Genomic DNA, 23,603 nt, shown 5'->3' on the forward strand with positions numbered 1-23,603 from the left:
GAAATTAAATGAAAAAATTATTTATATTTTTATTTATATTTTTAAATATTGTTAATTATTCGAAGTCAGACGATTTCTTTGAAGATATAACTTATCAAATATTAGAAAATCAACCTAGATTAAGTTATGGCGTGTCTGTTTCAGATGTAAACAACGATGGAAATTTTGAATTTATTGTAACTGGATTTGGATTTAATAATTTAGCCCTAGCTCATAAAAAGGGTATTTTGTTCAATTCAATTGATCAAAGTATATTTTTAGATAAAAATCGTAGAACTATTGGTGTTGCATCCTGCGATATTGATCAAGATGGTTATGAGGAAATATATTTTTTAAATACAGATACTTATAGTGGGAACAAAAGATATTCAGACAGATTATTAGATTTTGATGGAAATAAATTTTTTGATTTATTTGAACTAGAAATAAACCAGAAAAATTTAAATCTTACAGCAGGTAGATCAGTTGTATGTGTAGATAGAAATGGAAATGGAGCTTATGGAATATACGTTGCAAATTATGGAGGTCCAACAAGATTTTATGAAAAAGATGGATATGAAATAATAGACAAAGCTTCAGAGCTAGGTATTGACAAAATTACTGGAGGTAGAGCGGTTATTTCAGGTAATATTTTATCTGGAAGATCAGATATTTTTGCTGCAAATGAAAGAGGGGAGAATTTTTTATATTATAATAATAATGGAAATTTTGTTGAACTTGCTAAAGATTATGCTGTTGATGATATCTTTCAAAACGGCCGTGGGACTGCATTAAGTGATATTTATTATAGAGGAAGATTAGATATATTAACTTCAAATTGGGAAGGGCCTCATCGAGCATTTGTTTTAAAAGATGGTAAATTTGTAGACATTGCTGACAAAACTTTTAGCAATCCGTCAAGAATTAGAACAGTAATCTCAGCCGATTTTGACAACGATGGTTATGATGAAGTTTTCATGAATAACATTGGCGAGCCAAATAAATTATTTAAAATTTTAGATAATGGTGAGTTCAAAGAAATAAATATCGGAAATGCTTTAGAAACTAATGGATTAGGAACAGGAGCTGCAGTAGCCGATATAGATGGTGATGGAATACTTGAGCTTTTAATATCTCATGGAGAATCTGGTTATCAGCCTTTAACTTTATATAAGGCAAATTTAAAAAAAAATAATTTCTTAAGAATTAAGCCAATTAATATGTATGGTGCTCCAGCAAGAGGTGCTACTGTAACTTTTATTTCAAATTTAAGAACTCATTCAAAAACTATAGATTCAGGCTCAGGATACTTGTGTCAAATGGAGCCAGTGGCACATTACGGAATTCGAAAAAATGAGAGAAATATTAAAATTATTGTTACGTGGACAAATGGAGAAGAAAACACTTTTGAAATTAATGAACTAAATAAAACATTGGAAGTTAAACAAAATAATTAATGTTTTTATGAAAAAATTTTTTTTTATAATATTTACCGTATTTTTAGTTTTTTCTTATAACTCAAGTTTAGAAGCACAAGAGAGAAATTATTATCAAGAGCTAGTAAATGAATGGAGTAAAATATTTCCAGATAGAAATAGAAATGCCGCTGGTCCAAAATTTTTTAAACATATACTGAACAAGGATATTACTTATCAAGAATTTGTTGAGTTTAATAAACTTTATTGTGCTGTATCTGGTTCTTTAATTGATCCTAATGCCGAACCTGAAAAAGTATATTTACAAGAAGTCAATACAAATAAAAAAATTTGTGGTGATTATTATAGGTGTTGTATCCCATGCTCATGCGATTTAATGAAATATTCAAAAGTTGACAAGATGAAACATAAATTTAAAGATGTAGAAAAAGAGTTCTATGTCTTAACCATTAAAAACCCTTGTAATAAAAAAAATTTTCCTAGACAAGTAAATAGAAATTATTTTTGTGATGGTGAAAGTTTATCAAAAGATCAAGTTGTAGAACTAAACGACAGGCTAGTTATTGGATTATTCCATCAAGCTAAATCTTGCGATAAATCTGAAATTGTCAAAATTGATAATCATCAAGTAACAGGATTGTTTTGTGAATTTAGAAACAGTACGCCAGATGAGCAATTGCAAGGTGGAATGGGAGATATTTTTATTAAATTAGCTAGATAATTTTAGATATTAAAATGAGTAAAGAAAAAAATATTAAAATTGATGAAATTTTCAAACATGAAAAATTTTTGGGTACTCTTGTTCATTTGTTGACTGGATTGGGAATTGTTGCTGGTTTTTTTGCTCTAATCGCGGTTATGAACAACAATCAAAAAGATGCATTCCTATGGCTTGGATTAGCATTTTTAATAGACAGTGTAGATGGAACCTTAGCTAGAAAATTTAATGTAAAAAAAAACTTACCAAATATTGATGGTAAAATGTTGGATAGCATAATTGATTTTTTTAATTATGTAATAATTCCATCAATAATGATTTACTGGTTCAAATATGTACCAGATCAATTTGTAGTTTTAATTCCTGCAATTTTGATTTTTATTTCTATTTTTTCTTATGTGAATTTGAATATTTTAACAAATGATAATTACTACAATGGTTTCCCTGCTATTTGGAATGTAATTGTACTTTACTTTTATATCTTTGGCACCAGCCAACATTTTAATTTGATATTTTTAATTTTGTTAATATTACTAAAATTTTCTCCTTTAAAATGTATTCATCCTTTAAGGGTTAAAAAATTTAAAAATTTATCAATTCTTTTTGCGATTTTTTGGTTCATTACGTCGATTTTGCTTATTTTAATAAAGGACATGAACATAAACTCAGTATATGAGGTTTCCTTAATGTTTTTATGGGTTGTTTCAAATATTTATTTTATATCTGTAAGTATTTTTAAAACACTTAGAAATTAGTTTAATCATAAGGGAGCCAGGAATTATAAAGTTTATTTTCTTTATCTATTGGAATTTCAATAATTTTATTTTGTCTAGATGAAGTATATACTGCGGTGACAAATTCTAAAGAATTTCTAGCATCTGTTAGTGTTACCTCATCACTAGGTAAACCGTTAAGTTTATTTGCTATTTCCCCAAACATACCAGCATACCAGGATTTAGTTTGACTTACCTTAGATAATATATCTTCAATTTGACTTTGTGTTATTGGTGCTCTTGGTAAAAAAGTCCACTCATCATCAGCTGGGCTATAAGGTTTTTCAGGAGAAGCAGCAGACTCAGCAGTTAATCCCTCAAAACAAAATCGAAGTCTACTAGTATCGTTTGCAGCACCTAATGTAATCGAACTTGTCACCAAGGTTCCATTTTCCATTTCAATTGAGAGGGCGGCACAATCCTCAACCTCAATATCATTTACTCTAGTTGATAGCTTGGCAAAAACATTTGAAACAGGACCTAGAATCATACTAACTAAATCATGAATATGAATAGAGTGACTTAAAATAGCTCCACCTTGTTCACCTTTCCAGGTTCCTCTCCAAGGTTTTGAATAGTAATCTTTTCCTCTATTCCAATGAGTTTCTAAAGAAGCAACCAATGGTTTTCCCGCCAAACCTGATTTGATTAATGCTTTTAACTTTGAAAATCCTAGACCATATCGATATTGAAATACTGGAAAAATTATCTTGCCAGTTTCTTTGCTGATTTTTTCTAATTCATCCACTTCTTTTAGACTTGAAACTAAAGGTTTTTCACAAATTACATGCTTTCCAGCCTCCAAAGCTTTTTTACAACCAGAAAAATGTAAATGGGGTGGGAGACAAATATCAATGATATCAATTTCTTTTACTTTTAATACATCTTCAAAATTAAGAGAAACTTTTGTTTCTCTATTTGACTGTAAAATTTTATCAATAGATTCTCTTGTTAAACCACACAAAGTGTGAACATTAAATCTCTCAGATACTTTTTGAAAGTCTTCAAAATGTTTTGCTCCTATATTAGTTCCAATTATAGCTACTTGATATTTTTTCATTTTTTTTCAGCTTGTTCTTGAGCTTTAATAGCAAGTTCCATTGAAAGATAAGTAAGTTCTTGAGGACATGCAGTTTCTCTTCTATTTAAAACATCATTAATTAAATTACTAAAGTAGGGAAGCTTAACGTTAGAGCAGTCAATATGTGTTACTTCATCATTATTTGCTAAATATAAATGATTACCTTTTTCTGATTTTGCTAAATCTGTATATTTTCTTATTTCAATAAAACCTTTATCTCCAAGGATTAGCAATCTTCCATCTCCCCAAGTTGGAAGGGCATCTGGAGTAAACCAATCTAGGCGTACATATCCGTGCCCACCATTACCAGTAAGGTTTACTTCACCAAAGTCTTGAAAACCAGGCATATCTTTCTTTGTTGTATTTTCTACTAATGCATGGTTGATTTTTGCTTGATTTGAATTTGTAAAAACTAAAAATTGATGAATTTGGTGGGAACCAATATCGGTAATAATTCCTCCATAACTTTGACGATTATAAAACCAATCTGGTCTCTCATAGTTTCCTTGCCTATGTGGGCCTGTACCAATAGTTTGTTTTACTTTTCCTATTTTGCCTTCATTTACTAATTCTTCAGCTTTAGCAACTGCAGCAACATGAAATCTTTCAGAAAAATTCACAGACCATATTTTTCCAGTTTCTTTAACTGTATTTTTCAAATTATTTAATTGATCTAAGGTAGTACAGCCTGGTTTATCTACCATAACATCTTTACCAGCTTTTAAAGCATCTATTGAGTGACTAGCTCTATCTACAGGGATCGAAGATATTAAAATCATATCAATAGATGAGTCATTTAATATTTCCTCTTTATTTTCTTTTCTTTTAATATCTGGATACTTTTTATTAAATTCTTGAAGAGTTAAAGGATCTCCATCTGTCCAAAAGTAATTACAGCTACAACCTTCTTTGATCATTTCATCTAGCATATCGAAAATATGACCATGATCTATTCCTATTACTCCAAGGTTAAGTGCTTTTTTCATAAACTAATAAGAACCTTTTTTCTTTGCACCTTTATAAAAAATTTCTTGCAAGTAATCATTTTCTTTTTTTCGAAGTAAAATACTTTCTTTACTCATAAAAGCTTTAGTTCTATTTATAATTTCATGATAATGATATTTATCTTCTCCTCTTGCAATTTGAACACTATTTTTGCCTAAGATCTGTTTTACATTTGTCCCTATATAGCTTTGGATAACAAATCCAATTCTCCTATCATTACTTCTATTTATTCCTGATCCATGTACTACTTTTGGATGATGCAAAGACATTTGACCAGCTTTTAGTTCTATAGATTTAACTTCCTCTTCAGGAACATTTTCTACTGTTTGTCCACGAGTAAGTAAGTTGCCTTCATTAAATTTTTCATTGTGATCTTTAATATTTAAATGTGATTTAGGCCACATTTTCATACATCCGTTGTTTTCATTTGAGTCTGTTAAAGCTACCCATGCTGTAACCCAATTGTGTGGCTCTAATCCTATGTACTTTGCATCTTGATGATAGCTTACAAAACCTTGCTCGTTAGGGTTTTTGATAAATAAAGTAGTACTGCAAACTAAGATATTTTTTCCAATAATGCATTCTACTGCATCTAAAATTTTTGAATTATGAACAATCGAATCAAGTTTTGGCGAAATTAGATGTACATTATATCTTCCTGCATTATCTATTTCATTGGGCATTCTTATTTCAATTAATTCTATTTCTTTTCTTGCTTCTGATGCTTCACTACTAGTCAAAACTTCAATAGGGGATATGTACCCTTGATCTTCATACTGTTTAAGTTGATTTGATGATAGATAAGTCATATTATTTTGAAAAGATTATATGAGCTCAACAATTTCTTCAATAATTTATGGCTGAAGTATTTAAATTAGGAATTGCTGCAAACAACAATCAACCAATCACAGAAGTAGATTCAATTGAAGTTTTAGCAAATAAAGGAATAGTGGGTGATCGACATTTTCATGATTCTAATGATCCTTACAATCAACTATCATTAATAGAGTCAGAGAATATAGATGAATATAATATTAAATTTGGTCTTAATATTCCTTATATAAATTTTAGACGAAATGTAATTACAAAAGGCATTAAATTAAATGATTTAATTGAAAAAAAACTAAAGATTGGAAATGTTGAATTAAAGGCGATTGAGTTATGTCGTCCATGCAGACATTTAACTGAAATGCTTGATCAAAAAAATATACTTAAAGAGTTTATGAGGAAGGGTGGACTAAGGTGTCAGATTCTCACTTCTTCAAAAATTAATATTGGTGATAAAATAGAATTAATTAATATTTAAGTTTTCGCAGTTTCATTAACTTGAGTTTCATCGAGTGTTGCAGGCGCATCAGGATCTAGTTCCAATCCAGCAGGTGTAATTGTTGCAGGAATTGGTGTGAATGTTGAGTCTGGATTTTCAATAGTGCTTCTAACCCTCATTCTATATAAACCGAATACACCAATTATTGAGTGTGCTATAATCAAAAATATAAACAAACCATTTAATCCAAACCATTCCATGAAAATTGCACACAAAATAGGACCACTAATAGCTCCAACACCAAAAATTAATTGTAATCCACCACCTGCAGCAACAAATTTAGATTTTGGAACAAAGTCATTTGTATGTGCAAGGTTAAGTGAAAATAATGGTAGACATAAACTTGTATAAAGTCCAACAGCTATAAAAAAAATTATTTTTCTAAAAGCAAATTCATCCATATAATAAATATTTTGTATAGGATCATTTGAAGTTAAAATTGCAATTAACGCTAAAAGGGAACTACCAAATGTTGTTATGACTATCACTCTCCTTCTATCAAAAATATCTGAAAAATAACCAATAGGACCTTGGCCTAAAACTCCAGCAATTGTTGCAACAAACAAAAGTATAGATGTTTCAAATAAAGTAAATTTTGCGATCGTTGCATAAACAGAAATTAAAGAAAAGAAAGCTGCATGAATTATTCCTGTAAAGAAAGAGCTTAAAGAACCAAGAGGTGAGATTTTATAAAGTTCTAGAATACTTATTGTTTCAATTTTTTTAAATTTAGGAGCGGGTCTTTTTGTTAATAAAATAGGAACTAGAGCAACAGAAAGTAAAACAGAAACCAAAATAAAGGGTTCATAAGCTTCCGGTTTACTTATATTAAGTAGAAGCATACCTAGAGCTAAACCAAAATAAATTACCATCATATATGCAGACAATAGTTGCCCTCTATTTTTATTTGTTGCTCTATCGTTTAACCAACTCTCAGTAACCACATAACAACTAACTAAACTTATACCTGTTATAAATCTACTAATTGTCCACATAAGTGGATTTACATAAACAACTGCTACTAAAGCACTTAAAGATGCAAGCGAAGCAAATGCAGCAAATACTCTTATATGACCAACTTTTGATACAAAATTAGGAGTAGTTTTTGAGCCTATAAAGTAGCCAACATAATATCCTGACATAAAGATACCAGTTGTAAAAACACTAAAATCTTCAAGTACTGAGCGGATACCCATGATTTGCATTTGCAATCCATGAGCAATCATCATTACTCCAATCCCAATAAATAGAGCCCAAGACTTTTTTACTTCTTTTTGCATGTTTAGTTTTTAAAATTTAATAATTCTTCGCTAGGTAGTTTTGGTTTGTGTTTTTTTTATGGCTAGTAAAGAATGAATTGCTATCGTGATAATGATAACAATGCCCCCATAGATCGTTTCAGGAGAAGGCTGTTCTTTTATTACCATCCAAACCCACAATGGTCCAAGAATCGTCTCTAAAAGAAAAAAAAGATTAACTTCAGCAGCAGTTATAAATCTTGGTGCTATAGTTACCAAAACAAAAGGTATAGCTACGCACATTACACACATTAAAGGTATATAAAAAAGATCATTTCCCACTAAAGCAAAGTCTTTTACAAAGAAAAAGGCAAATATAGCGACACATGATTTTCCAATTACAGCAGCAGGAACTAAGTCGGTTGATTTTGCATATCTTGCTATGTTTGCGTTACAAGCTAATCCAAAGGATGTTATTAAGCCAAATAAATCACCATAAAAATTACCAAGACTTAGTGAGTCGTAAAAAATATAAATACAAGCAATAAAGGTGACTATAATAGCAATCCAAGTCTTATTATCCGGTTTTTCTTTTAGGAAAATAGCCCCCAATATTGCTGATAGCATAGGTGCAAGAGCCACCATTAATAAAGTATTTGCTACATTGGTATTTTGTATTGAGATAATAAAAGTAATATTACAAATAGAAAAACTAATTACATAAAAAATACCTGGGTAACCAATTTTAAATAAAGCTTTTAAGAAATTATTTTTATAAAATAAAAGAAGACCTACTAAAACTACAAAAAATGGTATTGCTCCTCTGTAAAAAAGCATTCCCCAAGTATCAATATTTGATAATCTAATTAGTAATGAGTCAGGAGTTATAAACATAATAGCAACAAATGCCATTAAAGAGCCCTTTTGTTGATTAGTAAGATTATTCACGCTTTTAGCTCTTTCCAAAAAGTTTTAGCTAAATTTTTTCCTGATAGTTCAAAGAGTGTTTTAAGTCCAGTTGGAGAAGTAACATTAATATCTCCATTAAGTTTTTGGTCAATAAAATCAATTCCTGCAAAAAAAATATTTTCTTTTTTTAAGTCTTTTGCGATTATATTTGAAATTTTAATTTCTTTACTTGTTAATTTGATATTAATTGGACTTGCACCTTTACTCATATTGCTTAAAATTGAACCTCTTTTTGGAACTCTTGAAATTGCACCACATACTTTTCCATTAATAATGAAAACTCTTTTATCCCCTTTGCTTATTTTTGGAATAAATCTTTGGCACATAATATGATCATGTTTTTTAATAAATTTATTAATAAATTTTGAATTAAATTTAGTATGTAAATGAATATCATTTCCACTGAAACTATGAATAGGCTTTAAAATTACTTTTTTATTTTTTTTAAAAAATTTTTTTATTTCATCCATATTTTGGGTAAAAATTGTTGGTGGCATGTATTTTTGATATTTAGATGAATATAATTTTTCAGAAATATTTCTTACAGATGTGGGGTTATTAATTATTTTAACTTTGTTTTTGATTATATCTAAAATGTATGTTGTTGAAATATACTCAAGATTAAATGGTGGATCTTGACGAATAAGAATAAATTTACATTTTGTTAAGTCTAGATTTTCTTTTTTAAGGATTTTATAGAATTTTTTTTTGCTGTAATTAAATTTAATGAAAAAACCCTTTGCAGTAACTTTTGAATTAACAACTGATAAGTCTATTGGATCGTAATAGAAAATTTTATATTTTTTGTTCTGAATTTCATTTGCTAAAAAAACACTTGTATCCGTTAAAGGATTTAGTTTAGAAGGATGATTTCCTTGAACAGCAACAATTTTATTTATCATATAATTCGTCTAAATTTTCGTTTTTTGAAAATTTACTAATCATATGATCTGCGTTTGTTGTCTTATTATCAATTACTTTTTGTAGATGTTTTAGGAATATAGTCTCGTTGTTACCCTTTTTACTTAAAATATCTCTGTTCTCTAAACCTTTTCTCGAAAGTTCTAAAAGCATAGACGACCAATAAAGAAGATCTTTACCCATCAATTGAGTATTAAATCCTTTTTTTGGTGCCTCTAAATAGGCATTAATTATTTTGTCTTTATCCCATTTTGAAATTAATTCATGAACTTCATCTAAATTTCCGTAAAGCATGCCAATATTGAAAGCCGGTCCCGCACATAAACAATCCCAGCCACAGGTATCCATAGATCTCAATTCAATATACTTTTTAACTCTGTTTTCAGTAAATATTGTGCTTAAGTGAGTTGTTAGGTCTGTTTCAGTTGGAAGTTTATTTCCGATTTCTTGTATTTTTCTATTCATAAAATCTTTAAAAATATATTTCCTACCTGAAATATATTGATCTTTATGTTCTATAAATAATATTGGAAAATTAATTACAAAATCTGCATATTTTTCAAAATTCATATTTTCAAAAAATAATTTAGGCAATCCACCCCTTGAAGTACTTTGCCATACCTTAGATCTATAAGATAAGTAGTTGCTATTTTTTTTCTCTACAATTGAAGAATTAGCAAACAAAGCAATTGCAATGGGTACAATTGAGTTTGCTACTCTAAATTTCTTTATAAAATCTTCTTCTGATTTATAATCTAAATTTAATTGAGTACCACAAGTTCGATACATCATGTCTAAACTAAGCTCACCACCTAGAGGCATATCCTTAGTCATTAATTCATATCTTTTCTTAGGGTTGCCTGGGATTTCATTTAATTTAGAAATAGGATCAAATCCTGCGCTAACAATTTTTATATCTAATTTTTTTGTCACCTGTTTAAGTTCAAATAAATAATCTTGTGACTCTGCACAAGCTTCGTGCATATGATTTAATTTATCTCCAGACAATTCTATTTGATTGCCTGGTTCAAGAGTTATATTTTTTCCACCTTTATTAAGAGCAATGATATTTTCTTTTTCAAAAACTGGATTCCAGCCAAATTCAAGTAAAGCTGAAAACATTTCTTTTATTTTTGAATAATCAATCCTTTTATTGTCCGTAGTATTAAATAAAAACTTTTCATGCTCTATTCCAATTTTAAAATTTTTGGGCTCTTTAACACCTGACTTAAAATAATTAATAATTTTTTCTTTTGAATCAATCATGCGCTGTAAATAGTGATTTATAGATAAATTTAAAGATAATAATAAGGCTCTTTTGCAAATATTTTTTTAACTAATGGCTTAAAATCATCCAAAGTCATACTTTTGTAATCAGGGTCAAAAGAGCATTGATCATATTTTTCACAAAAATCTATGGTGTCTTGATAATATTTATGGTCTTTAAATTTATCTCTTGCATTTCTATCACCACCTAAATGATGAGCGCTGTAATAAGTTTGAAAAAGACCATGGTGTAGAATAATCCAATAGGTTTTTTCTGAAACATAAGGTCTAAGTATGGATGCAGCATATTGAGAATGATTCATTGGTGCTAAATCGTCTCCAATATCATGTAGTAAAGTTGCAACAATCATTTCATCACTTTCTTTATTTTTAAAAGCTCTTGTTGCAGCCTGTAAAGAATGTTCTAGTCTACTGATTTTGTAACCTTCTAAAGTTGAAGTTTGTTTGCTCAAATAACTAAGAATTCTATCTGCTGTTTGTCTTTCAAATTTCTTTTCTTGTTTTTCTAAAAGTTGATAGTCATCTTTACTACCATTTTTCATTTCAGTAAATTTAACTGTTTTCATAGTTTAATTATTTGATGCTGAACTCAATAATGACAATTGAGTAATTTTATTGTCTCCCAACTCATCAACCAATTTCACTGGATAATCACCTGTAAAATAATGATCCGTTAATTGTGGATAAATTTTGCTTCTGTTTTCATAACCTATTGCTTTATATAATCCATCTATTGATAAAAAACTTAGAGATTTGGCACCGATATATTTACAAATTTCATCATTAGTTTTGTTTGCAGCCAATAATTCTTTTTTTGTTGGCGTATCTACTCCATAGAAATCTGGGTATCTTATTTCAGGACATGCAATCTTAACATGAACTTCTTTTGCACCACCATCATAAAGCATTTTTACAATTTTATGAGACGTTGTTCCTCTAACAAGTGAGTCATCAATTAGAATTATTTTTTTATTTTTAATAGTTGATTGATTAGCATTTAGTTTTAATTTAACACCTAAGCTTCTTATTTTCTGGCTTGGTTCAATAAAAGTTCTTCCAACATAATGATTTCTAATTAATCCATGTTCAAAATTCATTTTTAATTCTTGAGCAAAACCCATAGCAGCAGCATTTCCAGAATCTGGCACTGGAACCACAATATCAGCATCGATTTTACTTTCTTTTGCAAGTTCTTTACCTAGGTTTTTTCTGTGTTCATAAGCTGTTTTCCCTCCAATCAAGCTATCAGGTCTTGAAAAATAAATATATTCAAAGACACATGGTCTTACTTTTTTAAGAGGAAAAGGCTTAACACTTTTTAATTTATTTTTTTCAATTAAAACTATTTCACCGTTCTCAACCTCTCTAATAAATTTTGCACCAATAATGTCGAACGCACAAGTTTCGGATGCAAGAACATAACTACTTCCAAGTTTACCAATAACTAGTGGCCTGATTCCATAAGGGTCTCGTACCCCAATCAATGAGTTTTGAGTTAGCATTACCAAAGCATAACCACCTTGAATTTGAAAAATTGCATCAATAACTTTATCAATTGTTTTGGGTCTTTTTGATTTAGCAATTAGTTGAACGATCGTTTCAGTATCTGAAGTAGTATAAAATATTGCTCCTTCTTCTACTAATTTTTTTCTTAATGATATTGAATTAGTAAGATTTCCGTTATGTGCAACTCCAATACCACCTGCATTAGTGTCAGCAAAAAAAGGCTGTATGTTTCTTAATATATTATTTCCAGTTGTACTATATCTGTTATGGCCAATTGCATAATTTCCCTTAAGATTGTTAAGCACTTTTTCTTTGTTGAAATTATCTCCAACTAAACCAAATCTTTTCTCAGAATAATATTTTTCCCCATCAAAAGTGACTATACCACAGCCTTCTTGACCTCTGTGTTGTAGAGCATGCAGTCCAAGTGCTGTTAAAGCTGAAGCATCTTTTGCATTGCTTATGCCAAAAACCCCACACTCTTCATTTAATCTTGGATTATAGGTCCTGAATTTTTTCTTTAGAATCTTGATATGTTTTTTCATTAGGAAATTCTTTTATCAAATAACTACTACCTTTTTCTAAATATGGAAAGACGTATGATTTGTCAAAATTTATCGGCCATTTATCATAATTATAAACGATATGAGCACCTGAAAATATACAAACAGAAATAATGTAAGCTCTTATAAAACCAAAAAAGAATCCAAATGTTGTATCTAAGCCACCGATTCCTGTATATCTAACTGCTTTGCTTATTCCTTTATTAACTAATAGAACCAAAAAGATAACAACCACAAATATTACTATTCCCAAACTAACATCGAGCACATACTCATTATCAATTATGTCTTTTATATATGGTTTAATTTTTGGAAATAAAATTAGTGTAATTATGTATGCCAGCAACCATTTAGCCATCGAGAGAATACTTAAAATGAATCCCTTTTTGTAACAATTTATCAAAGAAAGAATTGTTAAAATTAAATAAATTAAATCAATTATTGATATTGCTTTATAAAAATCTTTTATGATTTCTAACATTAAGATTATTTGCCAAAAGGTTTGATAATTAAGATTAATGCAGGAAGCAGTGTTAATACAGATATCATAGCTAATAACATAGCAAGTCCAGTAAATACACCAAAATAAATTGTCGGAATAAACTTAGATAACACCAAAATTGAAAATCCAAAAACAATCGTAATTGAAGTGTTTAGTATAGCGACTCCAACAGTTGAATGGCAAGTTTTTAATGTTTTGTTGTAATCCTTTATTTTACTAAACTCTTCTTTAAATCTGTAAATATAGTGAATGCTGTTATCTACAGCAATTCCTATTGTAATTGCTGCAATAGTTATCGTCATCATATCTAAAGGTATTCCTAACAATCCAATTATTCCTAAGATAAAAAAAGCAGCAATAAAATTTGGTACAACACCAATCAATGAAAGTTTAATATTTCTAAATAAGATTATGAACATTGAAAATATTCCAATCATAACTAATCCCAATGTTAAAATTTGAGATTTAAACAGGCTTTGTAATAAATTATTAAATAATATTAAAACACCGGCTAGCTTATAATCTTTTTCTTCTAAACCAAATTTATCTTTTAAATCAAAATTAATTTTGTTAATTAAATCATTTCTTCTTAAATCTTCCTGTGAGTCTATAATTCTTAAACTAATTCGAGCCTCATTATCTTTGATTGAAAGATAGGGATCAATGATTTCAGTTTTAATGCTCTCAGGAATTTTAGAGTAAAGTACTCCCATTTCTAAAGTGCCTAAAGTCTTGTTGTTATTTAATTGAGTAGCTACCTCAACAATAGATGAAAAGGATAGAACTTTACCAATTCCAGGTAAGCTATCTAAGTAATTATGAACAGATGCAATTAGATCAATTTTATCTTTTGTAAACCAATATTTTTCATCATTAGTATCTTCTTCATCGCCCCAATCTTCAAATTCATCATCTTCTTCAGACTTTTTTACCTTTTCTTTCTTTGGAAATTTTATAATAACCTCTAAAGGTGTGGTTCCACCTAGTTCTTCGTCTATAAGTTTCATACCTTTATAAATTTCGGTATTCTTATCAAAGTAATTTATAAAACTATTTTCAACTTCTAGCTTACTTATTCCAACAATACTAAAAATTACAACTACTCCAGTTACCAAGAATATTGAGTTTTTATTATTGAGAGAAATTAGACCAAGTAAATTTGTAATTTTAGATTTTTGTTCTTTTTTAACTGAAATATTATTTGTGGGTGCAAAGTTTAGAAGGGTAGGTAGTAGAGTAAATGTAATTATAAATGATGTGATTAACCCAAAAGTCATCATCCAACCAAAGTCAATAATAGGTTTTATTTCACTAAAAATTAAAGATAAGAAAGCAAAAATCGTAGTTAAAACAGTATAAAGAATTGGCCAAAACATTTTTGAAGTTGTTAATGAAATAATTTCAAAATTATTTTTTGATGGAAAATCTTTTTTAAGCTGAAGAAACCTGGTGCTCATATGAATATTCATTGCCATTGTTAGAATTAACATCAGTGCAATAAAATTTGATGAGATAACTGTAACTTTCCATCCTATTAGCCCAAGTAACCCCATCATAATTATCACAGAAAAAAGACAACTGCTTATTGGAACTACAATCCAAAGAAGATTTCTAAAAACAAACCATAAAGTGGCAATTATAAATATTAGAACACCCAAACCAAAAACAATTATATCGCTTTTGATAAAAGTCATCATATCGTCTGCAATCATTGGTATTCCTCCAAGATAAATCTTTCCAACGTCACCATAACTTTGAATTACTTGTCTAATTTCTAAAATATTCTGATGGTTTTGTTTTTTTATTTGATCTTTGATTAGTTCAACCTCTTCTTTGGATTTATTTTCTATATCTTCTAATTTTTGAGATTGTTTAATGTTAACAATAATTCCACTAGTTTTACCATCTTCACTTATGACAAAATTTCTAAAAACAGGACTATTTAAAATTTCTTCAAAACCTCTATTTCTATCAACATCTTCATCTTTTAATGTTTTGAAGCTTTCTAGTCTTTCTTGAAGAGGAGCATCTGAATTATTTAAAAGAGGAATATCTAATAACGTAATTACACTATGGACCCAGTTGAGGCTCTGAATTTTATATTTAATACTTAATAAATTATTAATTGATTTGTCGGTTACCATTCCCCCATTTGGTGTATAGGTAAGAATTAAAAATTCTTTAGATCCATACCTTTCTGAAACTTCTTTCAAGTATGCTAAATCTGGGTCTCCTTCTATCAAGAGAGTTTCTGAGGAAGCATCTAGTCTAAAATTTTTTGAATAGTACCCAAAACTTAAAATAGCAATAATTAACAATACAAATATTGCTTTAGGATTTTTAAGTATAATGTTTTGATAAAAATGAGCTATCATTCAAGCTCTTTATATTGGAAATTAACTTAATTGAGTATCCTTAAATTTTGTAAATCTTTCCTCAAATTCAAGAGTTACTTTACCAATAGGACCGTGTCTTTGTTTTCCAATTATAATTTCGGCTAAATGTGCAACTTCATTCATTTTTGCTTGCCACTCAGCGTGTTCAACTGTTGCTTCTCTCGGCTCTTTTCTCTGTAAATAATATCCTTCTCTATAAACAAACATTACAACATCAGCATCTTGTTCAATAGAACCAGATTCTCTTAAGTCTGCCAATTGAGGCTTATGATCATCTCTTTGCTCTACTTGTCTTGATAACTGTGAAAGAGCTACCACTGGAACAGAAAGTTCTTTGGCTATAGCTTTTAGCCCTTGAGTAATCTGAGAGATTTCTTGCACTCTTCCGTCTTTATTAAAAGTAGTTCCTCTCATTAATTGAATGTAATCAACTACAATCATATCTAGACCGCTTCGTCTTTTAATTCTTCTTGCTCTATTGCTCATAGCTGCAATACTTATTGCAGGTGTTTCATCTATAAATAGAGGTAAGTCTGAAATATCCTTAGAGGTTTCTAAGAATTTATCAAATTGTTCATCGGTAATTCTTCCTTGTCTTATATCGTTTGAGCTAATTCTTGCTTGTTCTGAAATAATTCTTGTAGACAATTGTTCAGATGACATTTCTAGCGAAAAAAAAGCAATTGAAGATTCTTTACCACTTTCTTGTATATTTTTTGCTGCATTAAACGCGATATTAGTTGCTAAAGATGTTTTACCCATAGAGGGACGTCCAGCAATAATTATCAAATCAGATTGGTGCAAACCACCAAGTTTATAATCTAGATCTCTAAGTCCAGTAGGAACACCTACTATACCTCCTTCATTTTTATATGCTGCTGATGCCATATCAATAGTCTGTTTCATTGCTTCATCAAATTTGATTATGTTAGAATTAAACGAACCTTTTTCTGCTAAATCAAATAATGATTTTTCAGTTTTCTCAATAATATTTTGTCCATTTGTTTGAAGGTCGTTTACTTTAACATCATCAACAGTTTGTTCAGAAATTTTAATCAATTCTCTTCGAACAAACATATCATAAATAATTTTAGAATATTCTATTGTTTGTCTAACTGAAGTGGAAAATTTAGTTACCTTTACTAGATATTCAGGAACATTTAAATCATCTTTTTCATCTTCAAAATAATTTTTTAGAGTAATTGGATTTGCTAAAAGTCCTTTATAAATTAAACTTGAAATAGATTCAAAAATTTTTTGATGCATAGGATCATAAAAATTAGAAGCTTCAATGATAGTACTTATTTCATCAAACATCTCGTTACTTACAAGAATAGATCCTATGACAGCTTGCTCTGCTTCGATGTTATTTGGTAATTCTTTAAATTGATCTTTGACTATACTTAAATTATTTTCCATGAAGATAAAATTTACATAAAAAATGGCTCAATTAAATTGTAAATTGATGCTGGGGAAAAGACTGTATAATTATTGAATTGTATCAGCCGAAGAAACATTTATTGAAATTTCAGCATCAACTTCAGAGTGTAAAGAAATTTTAACTTTAAATTTTCCTAAAGATTTTATTTCTTCAACTGGTTGAATCATAGAAGGTTTGATATCAATTTTGTTTTCTTCTTGAATAAGTTTTGAAATTTCAGTTGGTTTAACAGAACCATATAATTCATTATTTTCTGTACTTAATTTTTTCACAGAATATTGTTTACCGTTAATTTGTTCAGCGATTTTAGTGGCTTCTTTTTTCTTTTCAGTATCTTTCTTAGATAAGTCAGCTTTAATTTTTTCTACTTCTTTAATATTTTCTTTTGATGCATAAAGAGCTTTTTTATTAGCAATTAGAAAGTTTCTAGCGAAACCTCTTTTCACATCTATTACTTCACCTATAGATCCAATTCTTTTTATATTTTCTAATAAGATTACTTTCATTTTATATTAATGCTAAATTTCTTGCTCTTTTGATTGAAAGAGAAAGTTGCCTTTGTTTTTTTTGAGATACATTTGTAATCCTAGAAGGTAAAATTTTACCATTTTCAGAAACATATTTTTTTAAAAGTTTGATATTTTTATAGTCCACTTCTGGCGCACCTTTTACAGATAATGGACAAGTTTTTTTAAATTTGTATTTATTTGGTTGAAAAATACTTAATTTTGCAAAATTACTCTGTTTACCTTTTTTATTTCCACTTTGTCTTTTTGGCATTAGTTTTTAGCAATTTCTTTTTTTTCACTATCCTCTTTTTTTCCAAAATAGTTTGTTTTTAAATCAAATTTTTTTACTCTAACTGTTAGATATCTAAGTAATTTTTTATCTATAGCTTCATTTTTTTCTAATTCATCAATTACATTACCTTTGCCTTTTATTTTAAAGTGTATATAACTTCCCTTTTTATTCTTTTTAATAAGATAAGATAAATTTAGTAATCCCCAATTTTCAGTTTTAATAACTTCTCCATCATTTTTTTCAACAATTTTAGAATACTTTTCTGTTAGTTGCTTTAATTCACTGGGTGAAGTATCTTGTCTGGCAATAATAGTATGTTCGTATAAATTCATGTAAGTTCTTTAATAAAAAATGAGGATATACTATTATAAAAGTTCAATTACAATAGTTAAATAGGTAAAAATATAAGTTTTTTTTATATGTTTTCAGTAATTTTTCCAGGTCAGGGATCTCAAATAGTGGGCATGGGAAAAGAGCTTTACAATAAATTTAATAAAGTAAAACAACTTTTTAAACAGGCAGATGAAACATTAAATTTTTCTATTTCTAAGATTATACTGGAAGGACCGAAGGAAGAATTAGATTTAACAGCCAATACACAACCAGCAATATTTTTAATAAGTTACTCGATATTTAATTTAGCAAAAAATGAATTTAAATTAGATTTAAATAAAGCAAAATACTTTGCTGGACACTCTTTAGGTGAATATTCAGCTTTATCATGTGCAGGATATCTCGATTTTTCAGATACTTTAAAAATATTAAGAATAAGAGGAGATGCTATGCAAAACGCTGTACCTAAAGGACAGGGAGGTATGGTTGCAGTATTAGGATCAAAAGTCGATGAGATTGAAAAAATTTTGACAGAAAATGAGGAAAATTTAAAAGCACAAATTGCTAATGACAATTCTGAAGGTCAAATCGTTTTAAGTGGAAAAACAGAAGATTTGGAAAAGTTAATTAAAGTTTTAAAGGATAATTCAATAAAAAATATAAAGCTTCCTGTAAGTGCACCCTTTCACTGTGATTTAATGAGTAATGCTACTAAAATAATGACAGAAGAATTAAATAAGCTTAATTTTAAAAATGGACAAAATAAATTGATTTCAAATGTAACAGCTAATGAAATTAAAGATCCAAATGAGCTCAAAAGTCTTTTAATTAAGCAAATTGAAAATAGAGTTAGATGGAGAGAAAGCGTAATTAATATGATAGAAAATAACGTAAATCATTTTATTGAAATTGGACCTGGGAAAGTTTTGTCGGGTTTGGTAAAAAGAATTAATAGAGATGTTAAAATTGATACAATCAATAACCAAAGTGATATTGAGAGTTTAAAAATATGACAGATTTAAAAGGTAAAAACATTATAGTTACAGGTGCCTCAGGTGGGATAGGCAATTCAATTGTTGAAAAATTAAATCAAGCTGGAGCAAATGTTTTAGCTTCAGGTACAAGATTAGAAAAACTTGAGGAGTTAAAAGGAAAATGTAGAAACATTAAAATATTAAAGTTTGATATTTCTCAAAGTGATAAAATTGAGAAATTTATTGAAAATGCAACACAAGAACTTGGTGGTAGTTTAGATTGCATTGTCAACAATGCAGGTATTACTCGAGACAATTTGGCAATAAGGATGAGTTTAGAAGAATGGCAAAAAGTAATCCATATTAATTTAACATCGACTTTTTTAATGAGTAAATTTGCGATAAAAAAAATGCTTAAAAATAAATCTGGAAAAGTTGTAAATATCACTTCAGTTGTCGGTCATACAGGGAATCTAGGGCAGGCAAATTATACAGCATCAAAGGCAGGAATAATTGCTATGTCAAAAAGTTTGGCAATAGAATATGCTAAAAAAAATTTAAATATAAATTGTATTTCTCCAGGCTTTATTAAAACAGCAATGACAGATAAATTAGATGATAAATTTAAAGAAGCTATAATATCAAAGATACCATCAGCGCGTCTAGGGGAGCCAGATGATATTGCAAATGCAGTACTTTTTTTATGCTCAAGTCAATCAAGTTATATAAATGGTGAAACCTTGCATGTTAATGGGGGCATGTATATGGGTTGACAAAATAGGTTTTTAAACTAATAAGAATTTATAACAAAAAGGATCAATATGTCAGAAGACGTTTCAAGCAAAGTAAAAAAAATTGTAGCTGATCACTTAGGTATCGATGAAGCTAAAGTTACAGAGGAGTCAAGTTTTATAGATGACTTAGGTGCAGATAGCTTAGATACAGTTGAATTAGTGATGGCTTTTGAAGAGGAATTTGGATCTGAAATTTCAGACAGCGAAGCCGAGAAGATTTTAACTGTAGGTGATGCAGTTAAATTTATCGAAGGAAAAGCTAACTAGAAATTTTAATGCCATCAGAAAAAGATGGAGTAATGATAATATTATCTTCTCCTTCAGGAGCAGGTAAAACCACTCTAGTTAAAAAATTATCTGAAAAAGATAATTTTGAAATCTCAATATCTCATACTACCAGACAACCTAGGCCAAACGAAAATCAAAATGAAGATTATTTTTTTGTTAATGAGCCAGAGTTTAAGAGGCTAATTAAAAACGAGGAATTTCTTGAATACGCAAAAGTTTTCAACAATTTTTATGGTACAACAAGAACACCTGTCATAGACAAACTTAATAAAAGCAAAAATGTGCTTTTTGATATTGATTGGCAGGGTGCCGATCAAATAAAGAACAAAAAATTAGATTATAATTTAATCACTTTTTTCATACTACCTCCCAGTAAAGAAATTTTGTTTGAAAGATTATCCAAAAGACATGAAAATAATAAATTAATAGCTGAAGAACGAATGAAACAATTCGAGAGAGACGTATTACATTGGATCAATTATGATTACGTAGTTATTAATAATGATTTAAATGAATGTTATATTAAAATTTCAAATTTAATTGATGCAGTAATAAATAATGGTTCAAAAGATTATGATCCAGATTATATCAGAAGACATATAGAAAAACTAACGACTTAAATTTTCATATTCATAAGCTAGGTTGTAGTAAGTTTCAAAATTTAGATTTTGCGGTCTTAAATTTAAATTAATTTTTAATCTTTTTAAAACTTTTTGATCTCCATTGAAAAGTTGATTAAAGGGTTTTTTTAACATTTTTCTTCTTTGGTTAAAAAAAACTCTTGTAACTTTTTCTAAACTATTAGGATTAATTTTTATAAAATTTTTCTTTGGATAAAATATTAGCAATGAGCTATCAATTTTTGGTTTTGGCGAGAATGCATCTGGTTTAATATCGCATATTTTTTTAATTTTAAGCATCCAGTTGCAAATTATTGATAATCTCCCATAATTAGAGGTATTAAATTCTGCAATAATTCTGTCAGCAACTTCTTTTTGAAACATTAAAACTAGACAGTCAAACCATAAAGAATTATTAAAATTAATTATCCATTTAGTAATTATTTCTGTGGATATGTTGTAAGGAAGGTTTCCAAAAACTGTCACCTTTTCATTAAAAAGTGAACTTTCATTTATATTTAGTATATCATCATTAATTATCATCAGCTCATCTTTAAAATTATTTTTCAAATTGGATGCTAAGTTTTTATCTTTTTCAACGACGTAAAATTTCTTAGGTTTTTTTTTTAAAATAAACGAGGTTAAATTCCCTGTTCCTGGACCTATTTCTAATATAGTTTTGTCTTTAATTTCTGTTGCATTTGTAATTTTTTCTAAAATATTCTGATCGATTAGAAAATTTTGTCCTAAACTTTTTTTAGCTTTAATCAATCTTTATCCAAAAATGTAATAGCTTGTATTAAACTTAGGGGATCAGAGATATTTTTACCTATCATCTGAACATTAGGTCCATGATCTGGGGTTACTCTTAAAAATGGTAGACCAAGTGTAATATTAATTGCATCGTATTCAAATATCGTTTTTAAAGGAGTTAAAACTTGGTCATGATACATTCCTATTACTACATTAAATTTATTTCTGTTTTTTCTCATAAAGAATGTATCTGCTGAATATGGACCCGATATTTTATATCCTAAACTATGCAAATGTTTTATTGTAGGTTTTAGAATTTTTTCATCTTCATTATTTTTGTCAATACTTTCACAATGTGGGTTTAAGCCAAGAACAGCGATTTTAGGTTTGAATCCCGCTTTTTTCTTATAAAAATTGTTAATAAGTGATACGGAATTAAATATATTTTTTTTTGTTATTAGTTTTGAAACTTGTTTGATTGGAACGTGTGTTGTTAAAGGACATACAGATAAATCTTTATTATATATTAACATAGTTACATTTTTATTATTACTTTTTTCTGCAATATACTCAGTGATACCAAGATATTTTTTTTTCAAGAAGGTTTTTTTTGATATGGGTCCATTAATTAATTTATTGGATACTCCGGAATAAATCATACCTAAAGCAATGTCAAAAGAATTTTTGATAAATTTATTTGATCGCGCAGAAATTTTTTTCATATTTTTTTGTAAATCATATTTTACATCAATTAAATTTATCGATTTATTGTTTAGTTTATTAAGATTTATGTTTTCTTTATCAATTATCTCAATTTTCTTATAAAATTTAAATTTTTTCATATAAAATTTTAATAATTTCAAAGATGATATAAGTAAAATTGGGGAATTATATTTTTTAAATTTAATTGCTTTAAAAAATATTTCTAAAAAAATACTATTTGGTTCACCATTTACAATTATAATGGGTTTATTTTGCATCTAAATAAATATCTTTCTTTATTTTATTAAAATAAATATTTGAATATTGGTTTAATTGTTGATTTTGCATTCTTCTTACTATTAAAGCAAAATTTTTTTTTTCATCAATCTTTTCTTCAACAATTTTTCTATCTTTAACAATTAAAATTAGAAAACCACCAGGGACTATAACGGGATCGGTAAATTCATTAATTTTTAAATTATTAATACTTTCTAAAATCTTTTTGTTTAAAGATTTTTCACTAATCCAACCCAATTTACCGCCAGTTTTAGAGGTACTTGATATACTATATATTGAGGCTGTATTTTCAAAACCATTTTTGTCTATACTATTTTTGATTTGATCAAATATTTTTTTTTTTTCACTACTATTTTCTGCATTAAAGACTATTTCATGAAGTAAAAATGTTCTAGAGGTTTTCTTCATATTTTTTAAATCATTCTCAATTTTTTTTTTATCAATTTTAATCTTTGAAAAAAATTTATTGTAAATAAGCTGATTCCAAATCGCTTCTTTTGTAAGTTTTTCTTTTACAAATTCAATGTTGATGTTTTTAGTTTCCAAGTATCTTATAAACTCATCTTCATTATTCAAACCAATATTTTGGTATATAGAAACAATAATATTTTGAAGGTGACTTGTGTTAATTTTTAAATTTTTATATTTTTGCAATTCTAAATCTTTAATAGTCTCTCTTATTAAAGAATTTTTTGCTATTTCCTTTATTTCATCATTTTTTAAAGAATCTAAATTAGGATTTAGAGCAATTAAATAATCGGACTCTATATTTATATCTATTGAAGAAATAATTTTATTATTGATTTTTATAACAATTTCATTCTCAAAAGTTAAGACAGGGCTCATATTTGAGAAAATAAAAAAAATACAACAAATAAATATAATTTTTTTTTTTAATT

26 protein-coding genes are annotated in these 23,603 nt (G+C 28.2%); 8 read left to right on the plus strand and 18 right to left on the minus strand.

Annotated elements, in window-relative coordinates:
• The first annotated feature begins 8 nt into the window (after nt 1-8).
• Genes ACTT9L_RS00445 through ACTT9L_RS00455 form a run of 3 tightly spaced genes read left to right on the plus strand, consistent with a single transcriptional unit; the run spans nt 9 to nt 2,888 of the window.
• Nucleotides 9-1,436, plus strand: coding sequence for a CRTAC1 family protein (locus ACTT9L_RS00445; RefSeq protein ID WP_440927417.1), 1,428 nt, complete (start codon nt 9-11; stop codon nt 1,434-1,436).
• 7 nt (nt 1,437-1,443) lie between these two features.
• Nucleotides 1,444-2,136, plus strand: coding sequence for a hypothetical protein (locus tag ACTT9L_RS00450; protein ID WP_440927418.1), 693 nt, complete (start codon nt 1,444-1,446; stop codon nt 2,134-2,136).
• A 14-nt stretch (nt 2,137-2,150) separates the two neighbouring features.
• Nucleotides 2,151-2,888: a CDP-alcohol phosphatidyltransferase family protein gene (locus ACTT9L_RS00455; RefSeq protein ID WP_440927419.1), complete on the plus strand. Its 738-nt coding sequence runs from the start codon at nt 2,151-2,153 to the stop codon at nt 2,886-2,888.
• A gap of 1 nt (nt 2,889) precedes the next feature.
• Here the strand turns inward: ACTT9L_RS00455 and ACTT9L_RS00460 are convergent, their stop codons facing one another.
• Genes ACTT9L_RS00460 through ACTT9L_RS00470 form a run of 3 tightly spaced genes read right to left on the minus strand, consistent with a single transcriptional unit; the run spans nt 2,890 to nt 5,801 of the window.
• Entirely contained in the window at nt 2,890-3,966 is a 1,077-nt protein-coding gene (locus ACTT9L_RS00460) for a Gfo/Idh/MocA family protein (protein WP_440927420.1), read from the minus strand.
• Complete coding sequence (locus ACTT9L_RS00465) at nt 3,963-4,973, minus strand: Gfo/Idh/MocA family protein (protein ID WP_440927421.1); 1,011 nt, start codon at nt 4,971-4,973, stop codon at nt 3,963-3,965. Before ACTT9L_RS00465 ends, ACTT9L_RS00460 begins: the two co-directional genes overlap by 4 nt.
• Nucleotides 4,974-4,976: 3 nt before the next feature.
• Nucleotides 4,977-5,801, minus strand: a complete 825-nt coding sequence (locus tag ACTT9L_RS00470; RefSeq protein ID WP_440927422.1) for a phytanoyl-CoA dioxygenase family protein — start codon at nt 5,799-5,801, stop codon at nt 4,977-4,979.
• A 47-nt stretch (nt 5,802-5,848) separates the two neighbouring features.
• Here ACTT9L_RS00470 and ACTT9L_RS00475 point away from each other — a divergent pair, with 47 nt between their 5' ends.
• On the plus strand, nt 5,849-6,298 hold the full coding sequence (locus ACTT9L_RS00475; protein WP_440927423.1) for an MOSC domain-containing protein: 450 nt from the start codon (nt 5,849-5,851) through the stop codon (nt 6,296-6,298).
• On the opposite strand, the gene ACTT9L_RS00480 is transcribed toward ACTT9L_RS00475, so the two are convergent.
• The 12 genes from ACTT9L_RS00480 to rpsF form a co-directional block, all read right to left on the minus strand.
• On the minus strand, nt 6,295-7,599 hold the full coding sequence (locus ACTT9L_RS00480) for an MFS transporter (RefSeq protein WP_440927424.1): 1,305 nt from the start codon (nt 7,597-7,599) through the stop codon (nt 6,295-6,297). The genes ACTT9L_RS00475 and ACTT9L_RS00480 overlap by 4 nt on opposite strands.
• A 30-nt stretch (nt 7,600-7,629) precedes the next feature.
• On the minus strand, nt 7,630-8,505 hold the full coding sequence (locus tag ACTT9L_RS00485; RefSeq protein WP_440927425.1) for a DMT family transporter: 876 nt from the start codon (nt 8,503-8,505) through the stop codon (nt 7,630-7,632).
• Complete coding sequence (gshB, locus tag ACTT9L_RS00490; protein ID WP_440927426.1) at nt 8,502-9,428, minus strand: glutathione synthase; 927 nt, start codon at nt 9,426-9,428, stop codon at nt 8,502-8,504. The genes ACTT9L_RS00485 and gshB overlap by 4 nt, the downstream gene beginning before the upstream one ends.
• Nucleotides 9,418-10,713 (minus strand): glutamate--cysteine ligase, encoded by a 1,296-nt coding sequence (locus ACTT9L_RS00495; protein WP_440927427.1) that lies wholly within the window; start codon nt 10,711-10,713, stop codon nt 9,418-9,420. The genes gshB and ACTT9L_RS00495 overlap by 11 nt, the downstream gene beginning before the upstream one ends.
• 29 nt (nt 10,714-10,742) lie before the next feature.
• Nucleotides 10,743-11,300 (minus strand): HD domain-containing protein, encoded by a 558-nt coding sequence (locus tag ACTT9L_RS00500; protein ID WP_440927428.1) that lies wholly within the window; start codon nt 11,298-11,300, stop codon nt 10,743-10,745.
• A 3-nt stretch (nt 11,301-11,303) separates the two neighbouring features.
• The gene (gene purF, locus ACTT9L_RS00505) at nt 11,304-12,785 is read right to left on the minus strand and encodes an amidophosphoribosyltransferase (protein ID WP_440927429.1); all 1,482 of its coding nucleotides are present in this window, start codon (nt 12,783-12,785) and stop codon (nt 11,304-11,306) included.
• Complete coding sequence (locus ACTT9L_RS00510; RefSeq protein ID WP_440927430.1) at nt 12,739-13,284, minus strand: CvpA family protein; 546 nt, start codon at nt 13,282-13,284, stop codon at nt 12,739-12,741. The genes purF and ACTT9L_RS00510 overlap by 47 nt, the downstream gene beginning before the upstream one ends.
• Before the next feature lie 5 nt (nt 13,285-13,289).
• On the minus strand, nt 13,290-15,680 hold the full coding sequence (locus tag ACTT9L_RS00515) for an efflux RND transporter permease subunit (RefSeq protein ID WP_440927431.1): 2,391 nt from the start codon (nt 15,678-15,680) through the stop codon (nt 13,290-13,292).
• Nucleotides 15,681-15,701: 21 nt separating this feature from the next.
• Nucleotides 15,702-17,120, minus strand: a complete 1,419-nt coding sequence (locus ACTT9L_RS00520) for a replicative DNA helicase (protein ID WP_440927432.1) — start codon at nt 17,118-17,120, stop codon at nt 15,702-15,704.
• 69 nt (nt 17,121-17,189) lie between these two features.
• Nucleotides 17,190-17,648 (minus strand): 50S ribosomal protein L9, encoded by a 459-nt coding sequence (gene rplI / locus ACTT9L_RS00525; RefSeq protein WP_440927433.1) that lies wholly within the window; start codon nt 17,646-17,648, stop codon nt 17,190-17,192.
• A gap of 1 nt (nt 17,649) precedes the next feature.
• On the minus strand, nt 17,650-17,922 hold the full coding sequence (gene rpsR / locus ACTT9L_RS00530; protein ID WP_440927434.1) for a 30S ribosomal protein S18: 273 nt from the start codon (nt 17,920-17,922) through the stop codon (nt 17,650-17,652).
• Nucleotides 17,922-18,275 carry a 30S ribosomal protein S6 gene (gene rpsF / locus ACTT9L_RS00535; RefSeq protein ID WP_440927435.1) on the minus strand — a complete coding sequence of 118 codons (354 nt, stop codon included), beginning with the start codon at nt 18,273-18,275 and terminating at the stop codon, nt 17,922-17,924. The genes rpsR and rpsF overlap by 1 nt, the downstream gene beginning before the upstream one ends.
• 87 nt (nt 18,276-18,362) lie before the next feature.
• On the opposite strand from rpsF, the gene fabD reads away from it, so the two are divergent.
• Genes fabD through gmk form a run of 4 tightly spaced genes read left to right on the plus strand, consistent with a single transcriptional unit; the run spans nt 18,363 to nt 20,952 of the window.
• Complete coding sequence (gene fabD, locus ACTT9L_RS00540) at nt 18,363-19,289, plus strand: ACP S-malonyltransferase (protein WP_440927436.1); 927 nt, start codon at nt 18,363-18,365, stop codon at nt 19,287-19,289.
• A complete protein-coding gene (gene fabG, locus ACTT9L_RS00545; RefSeq protein WP_440927437.1) occupies nt 19,286-20,023 on the plus strand; it encodes a 3-oxoacyl-[acyl-carrier-protein] reductase in 738 nt (245 codons plus the stop codon). Before fabD ends, fabG begins: the two co-directional genes overlap by 4 nt.
• 48 nt (nt 20,024-20,071) lie before the next feature.
• Nucleotides 20,072-20,311, plus strand: coding sequence for an acyl carrier protein (locus ACTT9L_RS00550; protein ID WP_008544320.1), 240 nt, complete (start codon nt 20,072-20,074; stop codon nt 20,309-20,311).
• An 8-nt stretch (nt 20,312-20,319) separates the two neighbouring features.
• The gene (gene gmk, locus ACTT9L_RS00555) at nt 20,320-20,952 is read left to right on the plus strand and encodes a guanylate kinase (protein WP_440927438.1); all 633 of its coding nucleotides are present in this window, start codon (nt 20,320-20,322) and stop codon (nt 20,950-20,952) included.
• Here gmk and rsmA read toward each other — a convergent pair.
• From rsmA to ACTT9L_RS00570, 3 genes are read right to left on the minus strand one after another with little or no spacing between them, the layout of a single operon-like run.
• A complete protein-coding gene (gene rsmA, locus ACTT9L_RS00560; protein ID WP_440927439.1) occupies nt 20,941-21,723 on the minus strand; it encodes a 16S rRNA (adenine(1518)-N(6)/adenine(1519)-N(6))-dimethyltransferase RsmA in 783 nt (260 codons plus the stop codon). The two genes, gmk and rsmA, sit on opposite strands and share 12 nt — an antisense overlap.
• Complete coding sequence (locus tag ACTT9L_RS00565; protein WP_440927440.1) at nt 21,720-22,685, minus strand: 4-hydroxythreonine-4-phosphate dehydrogenase PdxA; 966 nt, start codon at nt 22,683-22,685, stop codon at nt 21,720-21,722. The genes rsmA and ACTT9L_RS00565 overlap by 4 nt, the downstream gene beginning before the upstream one ends.
• Nucleotides 22,675-23,550, minus strand: coding sequence for a peptidylprolyl isomerase (locus ACTT9L_RS00570; protein WP_440927441.1), 876 nt, complete (start codon nt 23,548-23,550; stop codon nt 22,675-22,677). Before ACTT9L_RS00570 ends, ACTT9L_RS00565 begins: the two co-directional genes overlap by 11 nt.
• Nucleotides 23,551-23,603: the final 53 nt, after the last annotated feature.

This window comes from Candidatus Pelagibacter sp., from assembly GCF_052049675.1.
Classification (GTDB): Bacteria; Pseudomonadota; Alphaproteobacteria; order Pelagibacterales; family Pelagibacteraceae; genus Pelagibacter.

Excerpts from the sequence above, each read along its gene's own strand:
- ACTT9L_RS00445 (WP_440927417.1), top strand. The coding sequence starts at position 9 with ATGAAAAAATTATTTATATTTTTATTTATATTTTTAAATATTGTTAAT.
- ACTT9L_RS00510 (WP_440927430.1), bottom strand. The coding sequence starts at position 13,284 with ATGTTAGAAATCATAAAAGATTTTTATAAAGCAATATCAATAATTGAT.
- gmk (WP_440927438.1), top strand. The coding sequence starts at position 20,320 with ATGCCATCAGAAAAAGATGGAGTAATGATAATATTATCTTCTCCTTCA.
- ACTT9L_RS00480 (WP_440927424.1), bottom strand. The coding sequence starts at position 7,599 with ATGCAAAAAGAAGTAAAAAAGTCTTGGGCTCTATTTATTGGGATTGGA.
- ACTT9L_RS00495 (WP_440927427.1), bottom strand. The coding sequence starts at position 10,713 with ATGATTGATTCAAAAGAAAAAATTATTAATTATTTTAAGTCAGGTGTT.
- ACTT9L_RS00470 (WP_440927422.1), bottom strand. The coding sequence starts at position 5,801 with ATGACTTATCTATCATCAAATCAACTTAAACAGTATGAAGATCAAGGG.
- purF (WP_440927429.1), bottom strand. The coding sequence starts at position 12,785 with ATGAAAAAACATATCAAGATTCTAAAGAAAAAATTCAGGACCTATAAT.
- ACTT9L_RS00450 (WP_440927418.1), top strand. The coding sequence starts at position 1,444 with ATGAAAAAATTTTTTTTTATAATATTTACCGTATTTTTAGTTTTTTCT.
- ACTT9L_RS00515 (WP_440927431.1), bottom strand. The coding sequence starts at position 15,680 with ATGATAGCTCATTTTTATCAAAACATTATACTTAAAAATCCTAAAGCA.
- ACTT9L_RS00500 (WP_440927428.1), bottom strand. The coding sequence starts at position 11,300 with ATGAAAACAGTTAAATTTACTGAAATGAAAAATGGTAGTAAAGATGAC.
- ACTT9L_RS00550 (WP_008544320.1), top strand. The coding sequence starts at position 20,072 with ATGTCAGAAGACGTTTCAAGCAAAGTAAAAAAAATTGTAGCTGATCAC.
- fabD (WP_440927436.1), top strand. The coding sequence starts at position 18,363 with ATGTTTTCAGTAATTTTTCCAGGTCAGGGATCTCAAATAGTGGGCATG.
- gshB (WP_440927426.1), bottom strand. The coding sequence starts at position 9,428 with ATGATAAATAAAATTGTTGCTGTTCAAGGAAATCATCCTTCTAAACTA.
- ACTT9L_RS00565 (WP_440927440.1), bottom strand. The coding sequence starts at position 22,685 with ATGCAAAATAAACCCATTATAATTGTAAATGGTGAACCAAATAGTATT.
- ACTT9L_RS00460 (WP_440927420.1), bottom strand. The coding sequence starts at position 3,966 with ATGAAAAAATATCAAGTAGCTATAATTGGAACTAATATAGGAGCAAAA.
- ACTT9L_RS00455 (WP_440927419.1), top strand. The coding sequence starts at position 2,151 with ATGAGTAAAGAAAAAAATATTAAAATTGATGAAATTTTCAAACATGAA.
- fabG (WP_440927437.1), top strand. The coding sequence starts at position 19,286 with ATGACAGATTTAAAAGGTAAAAACATTATAGTTACAGGTGCCTCAGGT.
- rpsF (WP_440927435.1), bottom strand. The coding sequence starts at position 18,275 with ATGAATTTATACGAACATACTATTATTGCCAGACAAGATACTTCACCC.
- ACTT9L_RS00465 (WP_440927421.1), bottom strand. The coding sequence starts at position 4,973 with ATGAAAAAAGCACTTAACCTTGGAGTAATAGGAATAGATCATGGTCAT.
- ACTT9L_RS00520 (WP_440927432.1), bottom strand. The coding sequence starts at position 17,120 with ATGGAAAATAATTTAAGTATAGTCAAAGATCAATTTAAAGAATTACCA.
- ACTT9L_RS00475 (WP_440927423.1), top strand. The coding sequence starts at position 5,849 with ATGGCTGAAGTATTTAAATTAGGAATTGCTGCAAACAACAATCAACCA.
- ACTT9L_RS00570 (WP_440927441.1), bottom strand. The coding sequence starts at position 23,550 with ATGAGCCCTGTCTTAACTTTTGAGAATGAAATTGTTATAAAAATCAAT.
- rpsR (WP_440927434.1), bottom strand. The coding sequence starts at position 17,922 with ATGCCAAAAAGACAAAGTGGAAATAAAAAAGGTAAACAGAGTAATTTT.
- rplI (WP_440927433.1), bottom strand. The coding sequence starts at position 17,648 with ATGAAAGTAATCTTATTAGAAAATATAAAAAGAATTGGATCTATAGGT.